At 51.1% G+C, this 21,437-nt stretch carries 19 protein-coding genes; 12 read left to right on the top strand and 7 right to left on the bottom strand.

Annotated features, from left to right (window positions below):
- Positions 1–7 precede the first annotated feature (7 nt).
- Genes AC52PS_RS09490 through AC52PS_RS09505 form a run of 4 tightly spaced genes read left to right on the top strand, consistent with a single transcriptional unit; the run spans position 8 to position 4,607 of the window.
- A complete protein-coding gene (locus AC52PS_RS09490) occupies positions 8–1,678 on the top strand; it encodes a hypothetical protein (protein ID WP_495562821.1) in 1,671 nt (556 codons plus the stop codon).
- Positions 1,675–3,408 (top strand): 6-hydroxymethylpterin diphosphokinase MptE-like protein, encoded by a 1,734-nt coding sequence (locus tag AC52PS_RS09495; RefSeq protein WP_495562822.1) that lies wholly within the window; start codon positions 1,675–1,677, stop codon positions 3,406–3,408. The genes AC52PS_RS09490 and AC52PS_RS09495 overlap by 4 nt, the downstream gene beginning before the upstream one ends.
- Positions 3,405–3,662: a hypothetical protein gene (locus AC52PS_RS09500; RefSeq protein WP_495562823.1), complete on the top strand. Its 258-nt coding sequence runs from the start codon at positions 3,405–3,407 to the stop codon at positions 3,660–3,662. The genes AC52PS_RS09495 and AC52PS_RS09500 overlap by 4 nt, the downstream gene beginning before the upstream one ends.
- Before the next feature lie 27 nt (positions 3,663–3,689).
- Entirely contained in the window at positions 3,690–4,607 is a 918-nt protein-coding gene (locus AC52PS_RS09505) for a hypothetical protein (protein WP_495562824.1), read from the top strand.
- A gap of 50 nt (positions 4,608–4,657) precedes the next feature.
- Here the strand turns inward: AC52PS_RS09505 and AC52PS_RS09510 are convergent, their stop codons facing one another.
- The 6 genes from AC52PS_RS09510 to fabV form a co-directional block, all read right to left on the bottom strand.
- Complete coding sequence (locus tag AC52PS_RS09510) at positions 4,658–5,734, bottom strand: DUF4340 domain-containing protein (protein ID WP_495562825.1); 1,077 nt, start codon at positions 5,732–5,734, stop codon at positions 4,658–4,660.
- 4 nt (positions 5,735–5,738) lie between these two features.
- Complete coding sequence (locus AC52PS_RS09515; RefSeq protein ID WP_495562826.1) at positions 5,739–7,367, bottom strand: GldG family protein; 1,629 nt, start codon at positions 7,365–7,367, stop codon at positions 5,739–5,741.
- A gap of 4 nt (positions 7,368–7,371) precedes the next feature.
- On the bottom strand, positions 7,372–8,109 hold the full coding sequence (locus AC52PS_RS09520; RefSeq protein ID WP_495562827.1) for an ABC transporter permease: 738 nt from the start codon (positions 8,107–8,109) through the stop codon (positions 7,372–7,374).
- A complete protein-coding gene (locus AC52PS_RS09525; RefSeq protein ID WP_495562828.1) occupies positions 8,106–9,044 on the bottom strand; it encodes an ABC transporter ATP-binding protein in 939 nt (312 codons plus the stop codon). Before AC52PS_RS09525 ends, AC52PS_RS09520 begins: the two co-directional genes overlap by 4 nt.
- A 68-nt stretch (positions 9,045–9,112) precedes the next feature.
- Positions 9,113–10,051, bottom strand: a complete 939-nt coding sequence (locus AC52PS_RS09530; RefSeq protein WP_495562829.1) for a ribonuclease Z — start codon at positions 10,049–10,051, stop codon at positions 9,113–9,115.
- A gap of 17 nt (positions 10,052–10,068) precedes the next feature.
- Positions 10,069–11,244: an enoyl-ACP reductase FabV gene (gene fabV, locus AC52PS_RS09535; RefSeq protein WP_495562830.1), complete on the bottom strand. Its 1,176-nt coding sequence runs from the start codon at positions 11,242–11,244 to the stop codon at positions 10,069–10,071.
- Between the two features lie 195 nt (positions 11,245–11,439).
- On the opposite strand from fabV, the gene AC52PS_RS09540 reads away from it, so the two are divergent.
- The 7 genes from AC52PS_RS09540 (at position 11,440) to AC52PS_RS09570 (ending at position 19,145) form a co-directional block, all read left to right on the top strand.
- Positions 11,440–11,931 (top strand): hypothetical protein, encoded by a 492-nt coding sequence (locus tag AC52PS_RS09540; RefSeq protein ID WP_495562831.1) that lies wholly within the window; start codon positions 11,440–11,442, stop codon positions 11,929–11,931.
- The gene (gene hisD / locus AC52PS_RS09545) at positions 11,931–13,241 is read left to right on the top strand and encodes a histidinol dehydrogenase (RefSeq protein ID WP_495562832.1); all 1,311 of its coding nucleotides are present in this window, start codon (positions 11,931–11,933) and stop codon (positions 13,239–13,241) included. Before AC52PS_RS09540 ends, hisD begins: the two co-directional genes overlap by 1 nt.
- Positions 13,234–14,565 carry a bifunctional folylpolyglutamate synthase/dihydrofolate synthase gene (locus AC52PS_RS09550; RefSeq protein ID WP_495562833.1) on the top strand — a complete coding sequence of 444 codons (1,332 nt, stop codon included), beginning with the start codon at positions 13,234–13,236 and terminating at the stop codon, positions 14,563–14,565. Before hisD ends, AC52PS_RS09550 begins: the two co-directional genes overlap by 8 nt.
- Before the next feature lie 38 nt (positions 14,566–14,603).
- Positions 14,604–15,140 (top strand): O-acetyl-ADP-ribose deacetylase, encoded by a 537-nt coding sequence (locus AC52PS_RS09555; RefSeq protein ID WP_495562834.1) that lies wholly within the window; start codon positions 14,604–14,606, stop codon positions 15,138–15,140.
- An 83-nt stretch (positions 15,141–15,223) separates the two neighbouring features.
- Complete coding sequence (locus AC52PS_RS09560; RefSeq protein ID WP_495562835.1) at positions 15,224–16,762, top strand: NFACT RNA binding domain-containing protein; 1,539 nt, start codon at positions 15,224–15,226, stop codon at positions 16,760–16,762.
- Between the two features lie 14 nt (positions 16,763–16,776).
- Positions 16,777–17,661, top strand: a complete 885-nt coding sequence (amrB, locus tag AC52PS_RS09565; RefSeq protein WP_495562836.1) for an AmmeMemoRadiSam system protein B — start codon at positions 16,777–16,779, stop codon at positions 17,659–17,661.
- 11 nt (positions 17,662–17,672) lie between these two features.
- The gene (locus AC52PS_RS09570) at positions 17,673–19,145 is read left to right on the top strand and encodes a hypothetical protein (protein ID WP_495562837.1); all 1,473 of its coding nucleotides are present in this window, start codon (positions 17,673–17,675) and stop codon (positions 19,143–19,145) included.
- Here the strand turns inward: AC52PS_RS09570 and AC52PS_RS09575 are convergent.
- Complete coding sequence (locus AC52PS_RS09575; RefSeq protein WP_495562838.1) at positions 19,102–20,346, bottom strand: FecR domain-containing protein; 1,245 nt, start codon at positions 20,344–20,346, stop codon at positions 19,102–19,104. The two genes, AC52PS_RS09570 and AC52PS_RS09575, sit on opposite strands and share 44 nt — an antisense overlap.
- A 141-nt stretch (positions 20,347–20,487) precedes the next feature.
- Here AC52PS_RS09575 and AC52PS_RS09580 point away from each other — a divergent pair, with 141 nt between their 5' ends.
- The gene (locus tag AC52PS_RS09580) at positions 20,488–21,435 is read left to right on the top strand and encodes a hypothetical protein (protein ID WP_495562839.1); all 948 of its coding nucleotides are present in this window, start codon (positions 20,488–20,490) and stop codon (positions 21,433–21,435) included.
- Positions 21,436–21,437: the final 2 nt, after the last annotated feature.

The raw sequence follows: 21,437 nt of genomic DNA on the forward strand, positions 1-21,437 counted from the left end.
TACGCCAGTGGGTTCCTACAGGATAATACCGCTGAACGGCGGTGATTTTTCCATACACAGCGACTCCGGGTATCTTCACAGCCGGCGTAATCCCCGGAAAGAGGCGGAGCGTATAGCCCGGGAAGCCATTGGCAATTCGGGTATATCCTCCCGTGTAGATACCGGCCGTCCCATTTATGTGATCTGCGTGAATCCGGGGCTGGGTTATCTTGCGGAAACTATTGTACGGCACTATCCCCGGGCCATTGTTCTCGGGGTGTACAGCGACTCTGTCCTTCTGGATGCCGTTCGGGACCATTCGCCGGAACGGTTAAAATTTTTCACCGGTCCGGTGTTCGCCCTTTCATCTCCAGACAAGATCTCCGGGAAAGAACTGACTATTCTTGAGTACGCTGTTGAGGATCTGCGAATGATGAACTCCCTGGTAATCCCCTGGCCCGGTGCCCGTCACGTTCCCGGCAATGACGCACTGATGAAAAAGATCGGGGAGATCATGTGGTCATCTCAAAAACAGCTGCAGACAAAAATGTATTTCGGGCCCCTCTGGATGAAGAACTACCGGAGAAATCTTCAGCGTCTTTCTTCTTCCCGGAAGCACAATTCTTCCCGGGAGATCCCTGGTCTCAATATGCCCGGCCCGGCCACGGTACCCCGGAAATTCCAACGCCGGGGAATTATTCTGTGCGCGTCCGGTCCCAGCCTGGAAGCATCTCTGCCGCTTCTGCAGGAATACATTGCAAATGGGCACCTCTCCTTCCGGCCGGAAATATGGGCACTTCCTTCAGCTCTCAGAGCACTGCAGCACTGGAATATACCGGTGGATACTGTTGTAAGCATTGACGGTGGATACTGGGCGGGTGTCCACCTGAACCATGCACCGCCCTCCGCCGCTCTTCACATTTCCATGAGCGCAGCAATCCCTCAGCGTCTTTTCTCACGATTCCGGGACCGTATAGTTCCATTTTCACTCCGAATGCCCTTTGAACAGGAAGGCTGCAGTCTGGAAAGTTTTCCCGAGCGGGGTTCTGTGCTGTTTACCGCACTGGATCAGATCACACAAAATTACCGGGGTAGCTGCATCATTCTTGGGGCGGACTTCACAGATCGGCAGGGCAGGAGCCACTGCCGGCCCCACAGCTTCGATGAATTCATTGTATCCCGCTGCTCCCGCACCAGACCTCTTGAACATGAACTTTTTCTCCGCACTAGAGGGGATCAACTGGATGTCTACGCTGAATGGTTTGAGACACATCTCTCCCGGATGTCCGGGCTATACCGGCTCAGAAATACCGGTAGGGTATTGAATACTCCGGAGGTTACATCACTGGCGGAAGCATGGAAAATGCTTGAACGTTCGCCCCCCTTTCCCTCATCTCCTCCACCGGCATCAATTTCCGGCTGCGGGATTGCTCCCCCTCCAACTCATGCAGAATATGACCGTCTGTTTACCCGCTACCATAGCAGTACCGGTTTTTTTGAGCATCCCCATACCATTGACTCTCATTCCCAACAGGTGATGCATCGGCTTTTATATTCACAAGGAATAGAGTTGAAAAACGCCCATGCCAGCTGGCTATCCGGCGAGGATGAAGCGAACTGTTTGCGCAGGGTGCTGGAACAGAAGAGCCCGGAGGGAAGGAAGGACCCGCATTCACATTTGAAGGGAGAGAGCCAGTGAATACCCCGAATTCAACCGCAAACAGCCAGCCCCTCCTGTTCAAACCAAAGCTTTTCCATGAGTGGCGGCAATCGCGCAACGGGTATCCGGTCCCGGGGTTTCTCAGTTCCGGAACCTTCAGTGCAGTTCACTCCATGCGAGACCCCTCCAGAGAAACTGAGCGGATAAACCGGCAATTCAAGGGAACCAACTACCTGATCATAATCGGGGCCGGGGGACTGTATCATATTCCTCCCCAGGACCCTGGACGCCGCATCTTGCTCATTATCCCCGACAGTTTTATTTTCAACGCCCCTGACTGCCGTGAGAAGCGGGAAGAAATAGCCGGGAGAAAGGATGTTCTGATTTGCCGGGCAGATTACCGTGATGGACGCCCTGCGAAAGATTTTTTAGAGCAGATTGATCTGATGTTGAAAAACAGTTACCGTCCGCTGTTTCATCCACGCCTGGATCTATTCAGTCTTCCTCCCCTGGAGCGGGCCATGGAGGAACTGTTCAACGGCATTCGCCTGCGTATTCGACACAGCCTTGATGAGATCCATTCGGATTACCTGACCCAAAAACGCTTCGGAAAAATGTGGTTTTTGAACATGCTGCGAAACACCGCATTTTATTCAATGAGAGAGCTGAATGAAACCTCCCACCGAAATTCCACTGGATTGGCTACTCCTCTGGATAAGCTGAGAACTATGGTGGCAGGTAAGCAGGTCGCCGTGCTGGGAGCTGGCCCGGGGCTGGATCACTTTCTGGACCGTGTCAACCTTGCACAGCAGCGCCAAGGAAAGGAGCCCCCAACTGTGGTAATTGCCGTGGATTCCGCCCTTCCGCCCCTGATTGCACGGGGAGTGGTTCCCGATGCAGTGGTTTCCACAGATCCCCAGTATTTCAGCCTTCTTCATCATATACCAGGACAGGAAGGTATTCTGCTATGCGACCCGGGGGTTCATCCGGCTATACTTCGCCTCTACACCGGCAGTTTTTCCTTCATTTCCACGGCTCACCCAATGGTTCACAGCGGACTTTTCTCGGATATTTCCATCCTCCCCCTTCCCTTCCATTTTACTCAGGTTGGAGGAAGCGCGGGAGCTGCAGCCCTGGCAATGGGAGCATCCCGAATCCGCTTCTACGGTCTGGATTTCCGCTATCCCGGAGGTGCGGCATATGCCCGGGGAAGCTATCAACACATCTGGACCGGACAGCACGCTAACCGGCTGAATCCGGTTGAAGATCATTTCTTTCAACTGGTTTCCGGGAACGGAGAAAACGTATTTCAACGGGAAGAGTCAGGCCACGCCTACTCAAGTCCCCGTTTTGAGGCATACAGAAGAGAATTTGAACAGGGAATGAATATTCAGGGAACCCTTCAGCGCTCTGCAAAGTCATACACCCTGAACCCGTTTCCCTCTGCCTCCCAATCTGTAACCACCCACTCCGGAACTTCCGATTCTGTAACCTCCCATTCCACGACCACCTATTCCAAAAAATACCAATCGGGTGCGTCATTTAGGGATTATGCCTCGGCATTGAATCAAATAACGGAAGAAGACTGCCGGCGATTCCTGAACGGCCAATACAGCGAAGGGGATGCTGGAAGGCTCCAGCACATATTCATTCCTGTTCTTCCACTCATGTACCATATGCTGGGAAATAATGAGAAAATTGATTCACATTCAGTTTTTCGTGTTATTCAGTTTGCAACTCGGCGAATCTCCCATATAATGATGCTATGAGTTCCAGACTCCATAAGATATTCACCAGTATAACTATTCTGTTTTTCATCACCATTCTTACGTTTTTTATAATAATGCTCAGTGCGATACGACTGGACAATATACAGCGAATTCAACAACACATGAATCAGGATATTGAATCGGCTCTCGCAGCCGGAGGGAGCAGACAGAACATTCTCCGTCAGCTGATATCACCCCCGGGAAATCCCAAATTAAAGATGGCGGCCATTTATTCCCCCGAAAAGGGCCTGTAAGGGCTCTGGAGTGCTTCGTCATCTTATGTGGAAAAGATTCCAGGGGATCCCTCATCACTCAGGGGCACCCCACTTTTCACATACAACGGAATTTATGAAGAACTGTTGGAGACTCCAATCCCCGGGACTTCCGGGGAGAAGGCGGCGGTTATCTACCAGGTATTATCCCCTTCGGATCTCCGCCCGATAGGGGAAAATTTACTGTACATGATTTCCGGATACGGCCTGTTTATCATTATTTTTTTGATTATCAGCATTACGGTTCATCGGAACAGGGAAGAACAGACATACGAGTACAGCGGAGCCGGCATTCAGGAGGAATCTCCCGATCCTGGTCCTTCGGAAACTTCATCACAGAACATGGGGAATTCTGAAGGTGCAGAAACGGGAGAAACGGAGCAGCAGCATCAGCAGCCGGCACGGAAACACCCTCCCCGTCGAAAAAAGGAACGGGATTTTTCCGCGGGGGAGAATGAGATCTGGCCCTCCGACCTGATGAAACTCCGGCTGAATAATGAAATTGAGCGTTCCGCTGAGAATGAATCTGATATTGGGTTTGCGGTATTCCGTCTGGGAAGGGAGTTTACGAAAGATTCCACGGCCCTCTCCACTTTCGAGCGGGAACTTCTAAAGAGTTTTCGGTATGAAGACTTGATTTTTCATATCCAAACCGGATATTACGGCATTATCCTGCCGAACCAAAACCAGGATGAATGTGTAAAACAGATTGAGCGCTTTCAGCGTATCTGCGATAACGGATCTATCAATACTGAACATGTATTCATTGGCCTCACTACCCGTTCCGGAAGACTCATGAGCGGGGACAGGCTGATGAAAGAAGGGATCAGGGCGGCATCCATGGCCAATACCGGCAACGGCGGATTCATTCAATTCAAGGCCGACCCCAGGAAGTACCGGGCTCACCTCAGCGGAACACCGGGCTGAAAAAGATCTCCCCCTTTCTGCGGTGAGCAATAAAAACACGGGTAAAAATATCAGATTGCCAGAAATCGTTCAAACTCCTCTTCAGATATTTCCAGTATACGAACTGTCCCTTGAGCTGATGTAAACCATGGTCCTCTCACCGGTTCCACCAGATAACGGGGAGATTCTCCCGTTCCCGGTTCATCCAGCCGGTATATTCTTGCTTCCAGTATCTCCGAGCCCAGGGTGTTCACTCCGACGGTTAACACCGGATACGCGCTTTGGGGAACATCTCCCCGTGCAGAGAATACGGACTCAGCCTCAAGCCTGACAAGCATAGCTGCTGCTGAGCCGACAGCTGAAGGATCTTCAACCGGTTCTCCTTCATTGGAACTCCAGTTGAGCCGCCCTTCCCGGGTCCAGACTGCGGTTGTGCCATCTGCGTAGCTTCGGTAAAACTGATCCGCAGTTCGTGTGGTGCCGTCCCGAAGGGGCTGCCACAATCTCAGCTCAACCCAATACTGTGGAGCCTGATTCAGATAAAAGCCAATATCCGGAGAAACTGCATGTACCGTTGAATCCCGGGCAAAGCGGAAAAACAATTCCGATGTATCCGGGCTGTAAGAACCGAAAATGAATGTTTCTATGACCCGTTCCCGGGAATCGAAAATGGTCAGAATTACGGGGGTCATTTCCTGGTCAGTGCTCAGAACGGTATTTATTTCAAGTCCATACTCCGAGAAATTACCCGTTTCAGTCACAGTTCTGCTGAATTCCATGGAAAGGAGATCATTTAAGAAGGCGCTGATCCGCTCCTCACGGCCCCGGCTCAGCTCCCCTGTAAGAGAATCCTCCACAAGCCATGCACCATCGGAAGCCCGGAGAAGACGCACCCCGTGCCCGCTTCCTCCCTGTATTTGGATAGCTCCCGCATCGATGGAGGATTCGAGATACTCATACACTCCTCCGGGATCCGGGGTCCTGTTTGTCCTGCGGAGAATGTTTCCCGCAAGGAGGACCAGAAGGAGAGCGGCGATAATTACCATTTTGTACAGCAAAGATTTAACCTGACGGGTATGGATGGCAGACTGGGAACTGCCGGTATTGGCTTCCGGTGTATCTATTGGGTTTTCTGATAGTATGGACATGTTTCTATCTGCCTCCCTGTTCCGGATAATGGCGGCCCTCAGGTATATATCTTGAAAACGAGAGTCGTTTTCGGCGAATCAAACGGAAAAATCCGTAGAGAATTACCAGGCCGGGAACCGCGACAAGACCGGTAAACGACGCCAGGCTAACAATCCGTCTGAATTCCAGATCCGAGGAAGCTGCATCCAGGCGCATATTCCGTCGTCCCCTGCTGCGCAGCTCCATCAGCTGCTCATCTCCCATGAGATATTCAAACAAATTCTGCATAAAAAGAATATTATAGCTGGACCCGGTTGACTGAAACAGCTCCCCGGGGAAATCACTGTCACCCAGAATAATCACATGTACGTCCTCCCCGGAATCCTGGAGCCGGGGGTACCTCACACCCCGTCTGGTAAGACTGTCCGGGGGAGAGGGGTAGTAGGCGCTGAGCGGACCAGATAGTTCCACAGCAAGAGCATACTCGCCTCTTTGATCCTCCGCCCGGGCCATCATGGCAGGAGCAGCGGCAGGATCACTCACCGGCTCAGGGGCATACACCGATTCTGAACTGGAACGCAGTAGAACGGTCGTCTGTTCTTCCGCCAGCCCTGGAGAGAGAGTTAGCGGACTGGCCCAAAAAAGGTCCAGGCCCTGAAATCGTGCGGTCACCGGATGGGCGGGATGGACATCTGAGGATGTCAGTCCCAGCCAGGGGGGATATTCCTCATACTGATTCACCATCACTCTGCCCTGCTGTCGCTGAACCGGAATCTCCAGGTTTTGGGAATCCAACACCCAGCCCGGCTCAATCCTGATTCCGTAAGAATTCAGCATTTCCAGCATGGGATGATCACTCACATTCTCCGGAGCCAGATTCCGTGCCAGGTCTACCACGGTACCTTCGGCTGCAATTATCACACCCTTGCCTCTGAGAATAAACTGCTCCACGGCAAACAGATCGCCCTCATTCAGCCCGGAGAATCCCAATACCGCCAAAGCATCGGCGGATGGCGGCAGAGCGTCTCCTGGGGAATAGATCTGAAGGTCATAATACTGACTCAGGTATTGAATCATTGACTGATAATCCCGGGGTTCTGCGCCGGCCCCACCCAGAAGAACGCCCAGGGACGGACGGGTATCCCGCTTGAGAGCGAGGATACGTGAACTGATTTCATACTCAAGACCCTCCGGGTTAAGAACCAGGGGTATGACCTCCATTGAATCCTGATATTTGATCACGATTCCACTGTACACGGTTGTGCGGGTTTCCTCATTGCCCTCGAAAATTTGCAGTTCCCGGGGAACAATGCCGAATTCTTCAGGGCTGTTTTCATCGCCGGCCTCAATGTTATCTGTATTAATGATCCTCAGCTGGAGATTTCCCCGGCTCAAACGACGATATTCAAAGAGAAGATCGGATATCTCCTGAATCTCCGGGACCCTGGAAACCAGACCCTGTGAGAGATAATAGGAAACATCAACTGAATCATCCAAATCCCCGAGGAGTTCCCGGGAATAGCTGCTGATACTGAATATCTGATCCCGGCTCAGATCCAGCCGAAGATGGAACTGCTGAAATATCAGACCAAGGAGGAAAAAAATAATCAAGGTAAGCAGCATACCGAACTGCAGACATTTCTTGAAGGTCATAATATCAGCTCCATTTCCTTACTTTTAACGCCATTCCATCGGCGTACAAAAACAGAATCGTCATCAGAAAGAAGAAACCCAGATCCCGTGTATCCAGAACTCCCTTGGAGAAACTGTCGAAGCGGTACTGAAGACTGAAATAGCGTAATACTGTTCCCAGCCAATGGGGGGTGGATGAAAGCTGCTGCAGCAGCTGGAAGAGAATAGTGAACATGAGCAGTACAGTAATAGTGACCAAGGCCGAAGTGATCTGATTCCGTGACAGACCGGATATCCATTGACCCAAGGCAATGGAAGCGGCACCTAAAAGAAGTGCACCCAGGTACTGGGTGAAGAGTGGACCGTACGCCACATCGCCCAGAGCACTGAGAATCAGCAGCATGGGAAGGGTCAGAAGAACGATGATTGCAAATAGAAGATACACCGCAAGAAATTTCCCCAGAACTAAATGAAATCCGCTGAAAGGCATGGTGAGCAAAACTTCTGCGGTTCCGCTGCGATATTCCTCGGACCATACTCCCATAGTCATCAGGGGAATCAGGAGAATATTAACAAAGGGAAGCATGGCAAAAAACTCCCGGAAGGAGGCATAATCCCGGGCCGGAAAATTGTAAATCCTGAGAAACCAAAACGATGATAGAACGAGAAAAAATACGGCTGCAACATAAGCTGTGGGAGCGTTGAGCATTCTCCGCAGTTCTTTTCCCATTAATGAAGCAATGGGGTAATAGCTGAGCTTCATATTTTCTCCTGAGTGAGACGGGCGAAAATATCTTCCATGCTGAGTTGAACAGGAGTGAGTTCCCTGATCATCACCCCCCGATCCACGGCCCATGAAAACAGAAATTCATCGCCCTGTACGATTTCCTCGGTCATCATAACCTCATATATGGGGCTGGTTGAGCTTGAGTCAATTTGCCTGATATATTTCACTTCCCCGCAGCTTGCAAGCTCATCAAGAAGCGCTACAGTGATATTCCTGAAACGTATTTTGTACGCTTCGGAATGTTTTAAATCCCTGGCTATGCTGATTGAATCCCCCTGGGCAACGATTTCCCCCCTATTCATAATGAGGACCCGATTACACAGGGCTTCAACTTCCTGCATAATGTGGGTGGATAGAATAATGGTTTTTTTCCGGCCAAGACGGCGGATAAGTTCCCGAATATCTTTAATCTGATTAGGATCCAGACCATTGGTGGGTTCATCCAGGATGAGGATTTCCGGATCATGCAAAATGGCCTGAGCAAGTCCAACCCGCTGACGGTATCCCTTTGAAAGAACTGAGAGTTGGCGGTGAAAGACGTTTTCCAGCCCGCAGATTTCAACTGCCGCGTCCATCGCCTTCCGGACCAGCCGGATACTGGAAATCCGCGCCTTTGCATGAAATTCGAGCTGCTCCCTTACTGATAACTCGGGGTACAGCGCTGCATGTTCCGGGAGATACCCGATCCTGCGCTGAATCTCCCGGGAGCGGCTGTGGATATCCATTCCGTCTATGTAAACCGAGCCTCCATCGGGATAGTGGTAGCCGGTCAAAATCCGCATAATCGTGGTTTTCCCAGCCCCGTTAGGACCAAGGAGACCCACAATTTCTCCCTTTCCCACGTCAAAGCTAATGTTCTGAACCGCACGAAGACTCCCGAAGGATTTCTGAACATCATTCAGCGAAATCATTAACCGCCTCCACGGATTGAGTATGTTTGGTTTTCTGGATGGTAAGGGGTTCAATGACCGGAAACCGGTCAGATTTCATCGTAGGGTATGGAAAATACCTGCCGATCCCGTGTGAGAACCATGGACTGGAACTCCTCCCTTGCTTCTTTCAAGAGGAGTTTCAGATCCTTTTCGGTGTAGCGGGGAGAAAAATGGATGATTCCCGCCTGCTTCACCTCTGCCTCCCGGGCAATACGTCCCGCATCACGGGCAGTCATATGCCGCTTTTTCGCGGCAGTTTCGGCCAAAGCGGTTTCAAACATACCCTCACATACCAGAAGGTCTGCGTCCCTGACCTCATCAATAATAGAAGGTATAAACGCCGTATCGGTTACATAACTGACCTTCCTCCCGCTCCTGGGAGACCCCAGTACTTGAGTTGGTGTTACGGTTCGTCCGTCTTCAAGCTCCACATCATCCCCACGCTGAAGGCTGGACCAAAGAGGTCCCCTGGGAACCCCCAGCCGCTGGGCCTCTTCGGGATGAAATACTCCTGGTCGGGCGTTTTCCGTGAATGAATATCCTACACACACCCTGGTGTGACGGAGGGGAAATGATCTGATATGGTAGTCTTCACCGCTGAGCACCACCTGGGGCACTGCCGGATCCTGAATCTCTATTACCCTGATTTCATAGTTGATATACATTTCCAGAATCTTTCTGCTGGCTTCAACGTACTCCCGGATTCTGGGCGGACCAATTACGTAGAGGGGTTCCTGACGGTCCACCTGTGAGGAAAGCATGAGCATTCCCGGTAATCCTGTCACATGATCCGCATGGGTGTGGGAGATCAGAATTGCACTGATTCTTTTCCAGCGGAGATTCAGCTTCCGCAAACTTACTTGAGTGCCCTCTCCGGCGTCAAAGAGAAAGAGGTCCCCTTCCCTCCGGAGGAGCATGGATGTGAGATGTCGGTGCGGCAGGGGCATACTGCCACCGCTGCCGAGAATAAATGCTTCCATTGTCATAGCGATGGGCTAATGTATCAGAGACGTAGTTGAGTATCAATATCAGCTTCGTAATCCACATCTTCTCTGCCGAATCCGTGGAGATTGAGAAAATCCCGATTGTATGTTTCCAGGTCCCCCAGTTCGTTGATGTTATGGCTGTTCACTTTCGGCCACAGGGCGTTTACTTCGTCCTGCACATCTTGTTTCAGTTCCCAGTCATCCATCCGTATACGGCCTTTCTCGTCGGTCTCAGGGGTGTTTGAGTAGAGTCTGGAAGTGAACAGACGATACATTTGCTCAATACAACCTTCGTGAAGGTTTTTCTCCTTCATAATCTTAAACAGCAGCGCAAGATACAGGGGGACAACGGGTATGACTGCCGAGGCCCTGGTAACCAAGGCTTTGTTCACTGAAACAAAAGCTCTTCCCCCGCGGCTTTTCAGCTGGTCGTTGAGTTCATGAGCGGTTTGCTCAAGGTGCGCCTTTGCCTGCCCGATTGTGCCGTCCCGGTAAACCGCTTTGGTGACCTCCGGTCCAATATATGAATAGGCGATTGTGGTCACGTTTTCCGTGAGCAGGTCGGCTTTTTCCAGGGCTTCAATCCAGAGCTTCCAGTCGTCCCCGCCCATAACCCGGACGGTCTGCTCGATTTCATCTTCATTGGCAGGCTCAATGCTGATCTCGGAAATTTCGCCGGTCTGCGGATTAATGCTCTTTGCGGTATAGGTCTGTCCGATGGGCTTCAGTGTGGAGCGGAATGTGGTATCGCTGTCGGGATCTTTGCGTACCGGACTGGCAAGGCTGTACACCACCAGATCCACCTTCCCCATGAGCGTCTTCACTTTTTCTGCAGTTTCGGCTTTGATTTCATGACTGAATGCGTCCCCGTTGATACTTTCGGCTATCAGGCCCTTCTTTTGGGCCTCATGCTCCAGGGTGGCATTGCTGTAGTAGCCCATTGTGCCTGTACGCTTTGCACTGGGTTCCCGCTCAAACGAAACCCCGAAGGTGTTTGCTCCGGCTCCGAATGCGGCCACAATCCGGCTTGCCAATCCGTAGCCTGTGGAAGCTCCGATCACCAGTACATTTTTCGGTCCCCCGAAAGAAGGCTGCGAGGATACATAGGATATCTGATCCTGAACTTCCTTCTTGCATCCTTCGGGATGAGCGTTCATACACATATTGCTTCGAATCATCGGTTTAATTACCATAGTTTCTCTCCTGATTTACCGTCCCAGAGCAGCCCGAAAAGGAGCTATACATGAAATAAATGCCCTGCAGACTTTGAGTTTTCGGCGAATTGTCCCAGCTGATCTTGCCGGACGCCGTGTATGCACATTATTCTACACAGAAAGTTTGGGCTTACTCAAGCATTTAACTGAATAACATTCAATTATTATTACAGGATGGACCATATTATGCAGCAAAGACACAGCTACGTCAGATTTCTCGGATACCTGTCGCTGGGCTTATTATTCCCCGGTATCATTTTATCCCTCATTGCTCAGCCCTTCATTGCCAGTTTCGGCATCTCCTTCATGATATTAGGGGGACTTACGGGTATGAGGGCCATGTTCTCCGGTTTGTTCCGAATCCTCTTCTCCCGCCAAAGTGGAAGTTTGGGTACGGATTCCGTAGCCGGGCTGGATGATCCTCGAAGTGAAATGGGAAAAAAGCATCTTATCAGGCATAGACGCCGCCGTTTTATTGAAGCCGCTGTGAGTTTCCTCGGATTGATTATTGCCATGTCGGTGGTTATTATGGCTCAGCAGCTTGAGATCAGTACCGGCATGGGTTTCGCCACCGGTGGAGCCGTGGGATTGATCCCCCTCCATATGCTCCCCTTGTACGCGGCAATTAAAACAGATCAGCTTTTAAAACACGGGGGAAATTCCTGATGCTGCAGAAATATATTTGGAATGAACTGAGCGATGAACGAAAGGCGGCTCTCCTGAACCGGAGTGAGACGGACATCCGCAATGCAATGGATAAGGTCCGCCCGATCATTGAAGATGTACGGATCAGGGGCGATGAGGCTCTCAAGGAGTATACCCTGAAATTTGACGGTGCGGATCTGGCCCGCATACCCGTGCGGGTACAGGAGTCTGAGTTCGCATCCGCCGAAGCATCCCTGGCTACCCCGGTGAAAGAGGCCCTGGAATACGCCATTGAGAATGTGAGGCGCTTTCACATGAGTCAAAAACCCCGGGCTGTAGAGATGGTTGAAATCAGACCAGGCATTATGGCGGGAGAAGCATCCCGCCCCATTGAATCGGCAGGTCTCTATGTTCCCCGTGGTCGGGGGAGTTTCCCATCTATGTTGTATATGCTGGCGGTGCCTGCGGTAATTGCCGGGGTTGAACAAATCTCCATTATCACCCCACCGGGACCCGATGGAAGCGTTGATCCAGCGTGCCTGTATGCCGCCCGGCTCTGCGGGGTGGAAACAGTATACCGGGGAGGTGGAGCCCAGGGTATTGCCGCCCTTGCATACGGTACGGAAAGCATTCCCCCCTGCCAAAAGGTGGTGGGTCCTGGCAGCATGTATGTAACCGCCGCAAAAAGACTTCTCTCCCAGATTATAGATCCGGGGCTGCCTGCAGGGCCCTCGGAGTCCATCGTCGTGGCGGATAAAGCTGCTGATCCCGAGCTGGTCTGTGCAGACCTGTTTATTGAGGCCGAACACGGCTCGGATTCTTCGGCTCTGCTGATAACCGACAGCCGTGAACTCGCCGACAACGTGATTGAATACGCCGGCAGCTACATCTCCCGAATTCCCCAGGAGCGGCGCAGCTACATTGAAGATGTGTTTTCAGGCTACGGGGGGATCATACTGGTGGATGACATGAAGGCCGCTGTCAGCGTAGTGAATGAGTTCGCCCCTGAACATCTGCAGCTTCAAACCGCTTCCCCCCTTGATCTTGTAGCGGATATCCGCAATGCCGGAGAGATTCTTCTGGGCGACAGCGTACCATTCTCGGTTGCCAACTATGCCGTGGGGGCAAATGCCGTCCTGCCCACCGGAGGAAAGGCAAAAACCTGGTCTGCGGTTTCCGTCCGGGATTTTATCCATTACAGCTCGGTGGTACAGGTGGGAAAAGGGGCATATGAGCAGCTTGCCGAGCACAGCATAACTCTCGCGGACTACGAGGGATTTTTCACCCATGCAGAAGCCTTGCGGATCAGGCAGACGCGGAAAAATGGCTGACTTTCAGTACCTCGAGCAATTCACCAATTTTGAAACCCGACGGGGACATATCAGGGACTTCAAGCTGGAAACCATGGAGAAACTGCTGAATGATTTCGGCAGGCCCCATGAGGGACTGAAATTGATCCACATTGCCGGTTCAAAGGGAAAGGGATCCACCAGCGCATACACCGCCGCCCTGCTTAGCGATTTTGTGGATGAGGCAGTGGGGATTTACGCCTCTCCTCACGTTTTCGACTACCGGGAACGGATACGCTCAGCCGTTCCCGGGATGACGGATATCCGCCAGGGATTCTTCCCCGATGAGACCTACGTCAGGAACCTGGAGCGGATCCGGGATTACATAGAGGGGCTGCCGGAAGAGACCGAGTATCCCAGCACGTTTGAACTTCTCACCCTTCTGTGCTTCCTGGTATTCCAGGATGCCGGGCTGCGTTACGGGGTGATTGAAGTGGGGATGGGCGGACGCCTGGATTCCACCAATGTAATCCGGCCCCAGATATGCGGGATAACTCCCATAGAAATTGAGCATGCAAAATATCTGGGAGATACCCTGGAAAAAATCGCCGGAGAGAAGGCTGGAATTATTAAACCGGGAATACCGGTAATCTCCGCCCCTCAAAAACCGGAAGCCGCCGATGTAATCCGTCTCCGTGCTGCGGAGGCCGGTTCGCCGCTGACCATGCTTCCTCCCGGGGGGAACCCTGAGGAGTTTGGCGAAACTGGAGTTGACTATCTTAAGGAAAATTTTCGCCTCGCCAAACGGATCTTTATTGAATTCCCGGGAATTCAAGCGCATAATTCAAGCGGGCACCCCGAACCCGCAGAGTATCTTCAGAACAGGAGTTGGAAAGTTTTTTCCCGGACCAAACTTCCCGGAAGATATGAAGCCCGAACACTGCCCGGCTGCCTCAGACCGCTGGTACTGGATGCGGCCCACACCCCGGACTCGCTGAAGCGTTTCATTTCTGCACTGGAACACGATGAAGCACTAAAATCCGGTGTTCAAAAGCCGGGATACTGTATCTTCGCCGCTCTTGAAGATAAGCAGCGCATCCGGATGCTGGAGATTATTTTACGACATTTCCGCCGTATCATTTTTTGCGGTACCGGAAATTTCAAACCCAGCGATCCCCGGGAGCTTGCCGAGATGGCTAAACAGCTTCCCGAAGCTGACACTGCGGAGATCCAGGTGGCCGAAAGCCCTTCCCAGGCCCTTCGCATGGCATGCAGCATGGAGAGCTGGGGTGCGGCATGCGGATCTTTTTACTTGCTCGGTGAATTGCACCGGGAACTGGAAACAGGGGAAGTGAAGAAAACATAAGAAGCCGGAGGATCATGGGTGCCCATGAGGAGCATTCTATGGAAATATCTCTACATGTTTTGCAGGGTGATATTACCAGACTTGACGTGGATGCGGTTGTAAATGCTGCCAACTCAAGTCTGTACGGCGGCGGAGGGGTGGACGGGGCCATTCACCGGGCTGCGGGACCTGAACTCCTTGAAGAGTGCCGGAATATCCGCAGGGACCTTCTCCCCGACGGCCTGCCCACCGGAGAAGCGGTTCTCACTGAAGGGTATGGGCTGAAGGCCCGTTACATAATTCATACCGTGGGACCTGTCTGGCAGGGCGGATCGGCAGATGAAGATCTGCTTCTAAGGCAGGCATATCTGAACTGTCTCCGGATAGCCAGAGAACAGGAAGGGATCGAAAGCATTGCATTCCCGGGGATTTCCACCGGCGTATATGGGTATCCGCTCTGTGAATCGGTGGAGGTTGTGTCCGAGCTGCTTAAAGAATACCGGGGAACCTACAGTTCACCGACACAAATTATGATGTGCTGCTACAGCAGCAGGGATTATCAGGCCTATCTGGCCACCGGACTCTTCACCCCATGAGACAGTCTTTCAACGGGAAGCTGAGAGTCTATCAATGGGCTCTCTATAGTCCTTCAATAGGAAACTACAACTAAGGTAAACGTATGAGCTTAAACTGGAAAGAAATAAACCTGGTCCTTCGGGAACTTCAGCTCGAGGGCTGTCATATACAGCAGATATTCCAGCGGGATTACCGGAACATCTATTTTCAAATGTACCGTCCAGGGGAAACCTTCTACCTTCGGATTTGTCTGGAACAGGGAAAAACCAGGGTGCATTCATCCCCCACCAAACCCAGATCCCGGGGTGTACAGCCCCGGTTCTCTCAGTTTCTCCGGGCACGCATCCGCGGTGGAAAAATTGAAGAGGCCGCTCAAATAGGCGAAGAAAGAATTATCCGGCTCAAGGTGGTAAAAGGGGGGGAAACCAGCCTCATATTTATACGCCTCTGGAGCAGTGCGGGAAATATTATCGTGTGTGATGAGAACATGGAAATTCTCGATGTTGCATACCGCAAGCCCGGGCGCAGGGAAAGCAGCGGTGAAATCTTCACTCTGCCTGAGGCAATTCATGACGGGACAAAACGGAAAAAAATTGAATCCATCCCGGTACGCCCACCTTCTCCCGGGCTGAGTTTTCAGCAGAGCATTGCCGCAGAATACGCTTCACAGGAACGTGAGGAAGAGCGAAACCGCCTCCTTAAGGAACTGATGCGCTATTACTCAATGCGGGAGAACAGTTTTGCATCCAGAATAAAACGGATATCTGCGGCAGAAGCAAAACTGGAGAAAGCCGACGAGCTTTCCCATATGGGTAATCTGATTCTCTCCAATATTTGGAAAATCAACAAGGGGGATCATGAGGTGTTGGTGGATGATTTTCGTGAGCAGGGTGAAGGCAACTCCTCCCCCGCCCCAGGGCCAGATGACGCTTTTGAAAGGCCAGATGACGCTTTAGAAATATTGCCCGCCACAAAAATGGATAGCGGCAATGGGGGAAAGCTCAGGATTGAACTGGACCCCGGTCTGAGTCCAGGAGAAAACGCCGAGCAGTACTTCAGCAAGGCAGGCAAAATACGGTCCCGTTCAGAGCATATTCAGCAGGAACGACAGAATGTTGAAGGAAACCTTCTGCGGGTTCGGGGTGTTCTCTCTGAGCTGAAATCGGATCAAACTCCTCTGTCAAGGATCCGGGAACTGCATTCACTCTATCGTGAAGAAAGCGGGGGTGGTCAGGGTGGAAAAAAGCAATCCGGCACCCCGGGGCTGGAATTCATAAGCAAAGGCTTCAGAATTCTGGTGGGAAGAACTTCCCGGGAAAATGACTCGTTGTTACGGCGGCATACCAGAGGCAACGACACATGGATTCATACCCGGGACTATCCCGGAGGCTACGTGTTTATAAAGCAAAAGTCCGGCAAGTCCGTACCGCTGGATGTGCTTCTTGACGCCGGTAATCTGGCTCTGCATTTTTCCAAGGCAAAAAACAATGGTCAGGCCGATATGTATTACACCCAGGTAAAATATCTCCGGCGTCCAAAGCAGGGAAAAACCGGGCTGGTTCTCCCCACCCAGGAAAAAAACCTCTTTATTAAAGCGGATCCAGGTCGTCTGAATCGCCTATTGAAGGGGGGAAATGAATAAACCATACTGGGTATATGGAAGACGCCTGGAACAGGGAACTTTTGAGGGAGCCGGTTGTGGAAGGGCTTTTTTACCCGGAAGATCCCGAGGAATTAAAAACACGGATTGAATCTCATATTCATAATGCCAAGACCATTGCCGGTAGACCCAAAGGATTGATCGTACCCAATGCAGGTTTTGACTTTATTTCAGAAATTCTTGGCGAAGCCTATAAACTCTGTTCGGATTCAGTATTCGACAGAATCGTGCTTCTGGGACCTGTACGGGACAATTATCCTGAAGGTTTTCTCCTGCCCGAAAGCACCGTTTTCCGCACACCGGCCGGCATGAGCAGAGTGGAAATTCCTGCGCTTCAACTTCTGTTAACCAGCACTACGGCGGTACAGGTTTCTGAGCTTGCACATCTGCAGGAACATAGCATTGAAGTGCAGCTTCCATGGATTCAGGTGATCTTCCCCGATATTCCCATAGTGCCCATCCTTTGCAATCACCGCAGCCCTTCAGGGGTTAAAGCCCTGGCTTCGGCCCTGTATTTTATGGAACAGGAACTGGGTGGAAACACGTTATATATCGCCAGCATGAATTTCAGCCCCGCCCTTCCAAGAGAATCCGCTTCCAGACATGCCGGACTTATCATGGAATATCTTTTGGAAGGTAAATGGGAAAACCTTGCAAGCTCCAAGGAACTCCGTAATCCCCATACCGGCAATGCCTGTCTCGCCTCGGTCCTCAGTATTCTGCTCCATAGGAGCTGCCGGGTTGAGAGCATTACCCATGCAAGCTCCTTTGAGCATGACAAGAACGATTCATCCGTTGTAGAGTATGCTGCAGTGGGATTTGAACTTCCCCTTGAAGCGGGAAAGGGACCACATGGTAATACACAGCATAGAACCACCTGAGGATACACTCCATGCAGCTGATACAATCACATAACTTATTTCACCGACTTGAACAGAACGGCAAAACCAAGACCGCAATCGACACAGGAATTCAAGCCAGCGGGCCGGGGATGACCCGACTTAAGGACAAACTCAGCCAGAATGCGCTTGTTATTACCCTCTCTCCGGATACGTCGGAAGGGGACGGTTTCGAGTACCGGAAAATTCCTCTGGATCAGGTACTCAGCTTCGATAAAACCATTTATCTCACCCTGGAAGAGTATTTTTCCGGTAATACTCTGCAGGATTATCTCGATTATAACGACCCCATCTCCGAGGAAGAAGCCAGGCTCATCGTGAGTCTGCTGAAATTTTCCCAAAGTCACAGCGACCTTCTCCCGGAGCAGTTAAACCCTCAACATATTCTCATGGACGGAGACGACATTTTAATTCTACCGGGACAATGGAGCAGGGCCATAAGTACCAATGAACATATCGGTTCCCTTTCCAAGGGATTTGAGCAGGTGAATTATCCGGATAACGGAATGTATAAAGCATTCCGCCTCCAGCGCTTTGCCCTGGCGGCATCACTCTACCGGATCCTCACCGGTGAATGGCCTGTTCGAGAAGAAAATCTGGAACTGCAACGACGATTTAAGCGTAAGGGTCTTATCACCCCCATAGAATTTTATTTACCGGAATTGGAATCCTGGGCCACCCAGTGGTTTGAAGACATACTGTCTCTGAGAGACTTCAATTCGGCAGATGACATGGACGAATCCCATGTGTATGACTGGATCCTTTCTCTTCCTGAAGCAACTGTGAAGGTTGCCACCCACAAACATCCCGAAACTTCAGACCCGGCGGCCTCGGAAAATGATCGCCTGGGAAAATACTTGCGAAGGATGCGGCTGGAGCGCAGGCTTCAACATATGAAAGCAAAGACACCCATACTCACATTTGCCGGATTGCTGGCAATTGTTTTGCTTGCAGTTGGAATAACCGCTGTACGGAATGCAACACGGGATCTTGCCGTTACAGGACTCACTCCTGATCAGGTGGTACGAGAATATTATGAAAGTTACAACCGCCTGGATCATGGATATATGGAGGAGGCAACCCGGGGAAAGATCAACAGGAGCCGGGTAAACCGTCTTGCGAATTTATACGCCATAAGTATGGTCAGAGAGGGTACCGAACTCCGCAGCGTCTTTGTTCCGGCGGACGAATGGCTGAACAAAGATCCCGAAGTGAGAGAACCCCTTGGAGATTTCATGGTGTTCGGCATGACCGGTTTTGAGATGCTGGAACGGAATGAATACCTTGACGCCGATGGAGAGACAGTTATTGAGTATCGGGTGGAATACACCGTGTGGGATCCCCGTGAAGATATGGGAGATATTCAGGGCGTCCTGCGCACCGATATGCTGAAGCTGAGAGAATTCCCCAGGGGATGGCAGATCATCGAGTTGCGTCAATTATCAGAGAAGTCAGTGCAACGGTAAGAGCGACCCCTCCTGACGCAAGAAGAACCGGACCATATGCCTGGCCCACAGCTGGATCCAGTCCCAGATCTTCGCCTAAAAAGTAGAGCACAATTCCGCTCAATTCCAGGAGACTGCCAACCACTCCCATGGTTCCTCCGGTAATTCTCAGCGCATTCGGATTGTACACCTCGGTTTGAATTTCAGGTACCAGGGATGCCACATCAATGGAGGGAACGAGGGGATACAGCCGGCTGGGGCTGTTGACCGCCACTTCCCGGGATGCCCTGAATTCCTCAAGGGTGCCGCCGGCTTCAAGAAACGCCTTGAGGCTGGCAGCCAGCCGTGCCTGTGAAACCGCATCATCCAGCATTTCATAGATTCCGGGAAACGCTTCTTCAAGCTCGTCGGGATTCACCGGGTTGCTGCGGATGTCATTATTCTGCCAATATTCGCTGATCTGAGGGGTGATGCTTCGCTTTCTCAACGATGCGGGCTCTCCCCTGTCCGATTCGAGATCGCCGGCTGTTTTACTCACAACATCCACCATTTCATTGGCGGAAATTACCGCTGCAGACGGAGAAAGTTCACTCTCGCCTTCCGGGCCCCCCTGGGTTTCCTGGGCATCCGCCTGGGCTGCAGATTCGTATCCCGGTAATTCAACTTGGACGCTGCCTTCAAAGCAATACACTGATGCGGCAGGAACGGCTCCCTCACCTCTGCGGGTTATGTAGTCAAAACCGAAATCGGTTCCCCGAACCCCGGCTACGGCGGTTCTGCCCCGGATACTGAAGCTTCCCGACTGATTAAGCCCGGCCACCCGCGCACGAACCCGGCCATACAACAGTTCAAAGCTGCCACCTTCACGCCCCCTGATATTTGTCAGCTCAAAAGTGGTATTTTCGGCAACCTTTACAATGTTCTCACTGGGTATCAACTGAAGCTCGATAAAACTGTCCGATTCCGTCTGAACCATATCTCCTTCAAGGAGGGGCAAACCTATTACATCGTCTTCTCCGATGGTAAGACTGATCAACTCGCCCTGACGGAACAAACTCACAGCATTTCCCGATGCGAAAAGGATCACTGCAAAAACATCTTTTTGTTCAGACGAAGCGCTAGCTGCATCTGTGGTCTCCTGGCCGAAGACAGGCAGAGAATTCATCCCTACAAGTAGAAGAAAAAGGAAAATCCTTCCGGTTCGTGCAAATATCGATCCCACTGTACATCTCCTGTTTGGATTGTATCCCAGCCATGCTTTTTATTCAAATATCGGTCAATTCAGTGTCCCATGCACCATTTTTGAAAGTTCTCCGGTTGCAATTGCAAAACACCCGAATAATTGACTATATTTTAATATATCATGGCTGAATCAAAGCATCTAATAGTTGGTAACACAAATCAGGACATCAATCGGCTGATTGCCGCCGAGCATTCCCAGGCCCGGGGGTTTACAACCCATTACAATCAGAGCGAGGAGATGTTCCTTCAATTCGATACCAGTCTACGAATTCCCACTCTTCCTATACATCATGATGTACGGAACCCCGAACCTTCTGCGAAGTATACGTCGGGCATACTTCAGGTAATTGAGGGGGTTATGGAGAGCCTGCCTGGTCTGCTGAACGGATTGAAGTATTACTTTGATCCCGGGGATGTCCACCGCCCCACCTTCTACCAATTGTACAGGATAGGAGATGACAGCTATGTGTATCAGTTGAAATTTGATCTGACCTTTCATCCTTCACATCATCGGGTAATCCGGAAGGGTGATAATGATTACTCTCCGGAATTTGAGACCAATAAGCTGGTAGTAGAAGCTGATGTAATTCCCCTAACCCGTATTGACAAGGTAAACGGTTTTCCCGCCCTATTCATCGAGCAAAGCATATCTGAAACCTGGATCGGAGAGACCGGAAGAGGATATTTCGTACAGGGGATTTGGCTGGACAGAGAACTTACCAAATTTTTCTCCAAACTGTTCATGGAGGATGGAAAGAAAATCTACCCTTATTATCCGGTTACCTGTAAATATCAGGCCATATGTCAAAGCCTCAATGTGTTCACCTCCCAAGCGAGGAGAATCCGCCTTTCCGCCCATCACAATATCAGAAGATTTTTATTGAAATATCTTGATACCATTGAATCCGCTCTTCGACACAGCGAATTCAGTGAAAATCTTGAATCATACCGCATGATTAAAGAAAAAGTACCGGAAAAGCTCCGTGCCATATGGAAAAGCACCAAAGTGAACATATATTTGAACGATAACGACATGCGTGAATATCGAATTGAGGATGAGCTCTTTTGATA

The organism is Salinispira sp. (assembly GCF_059431795.1).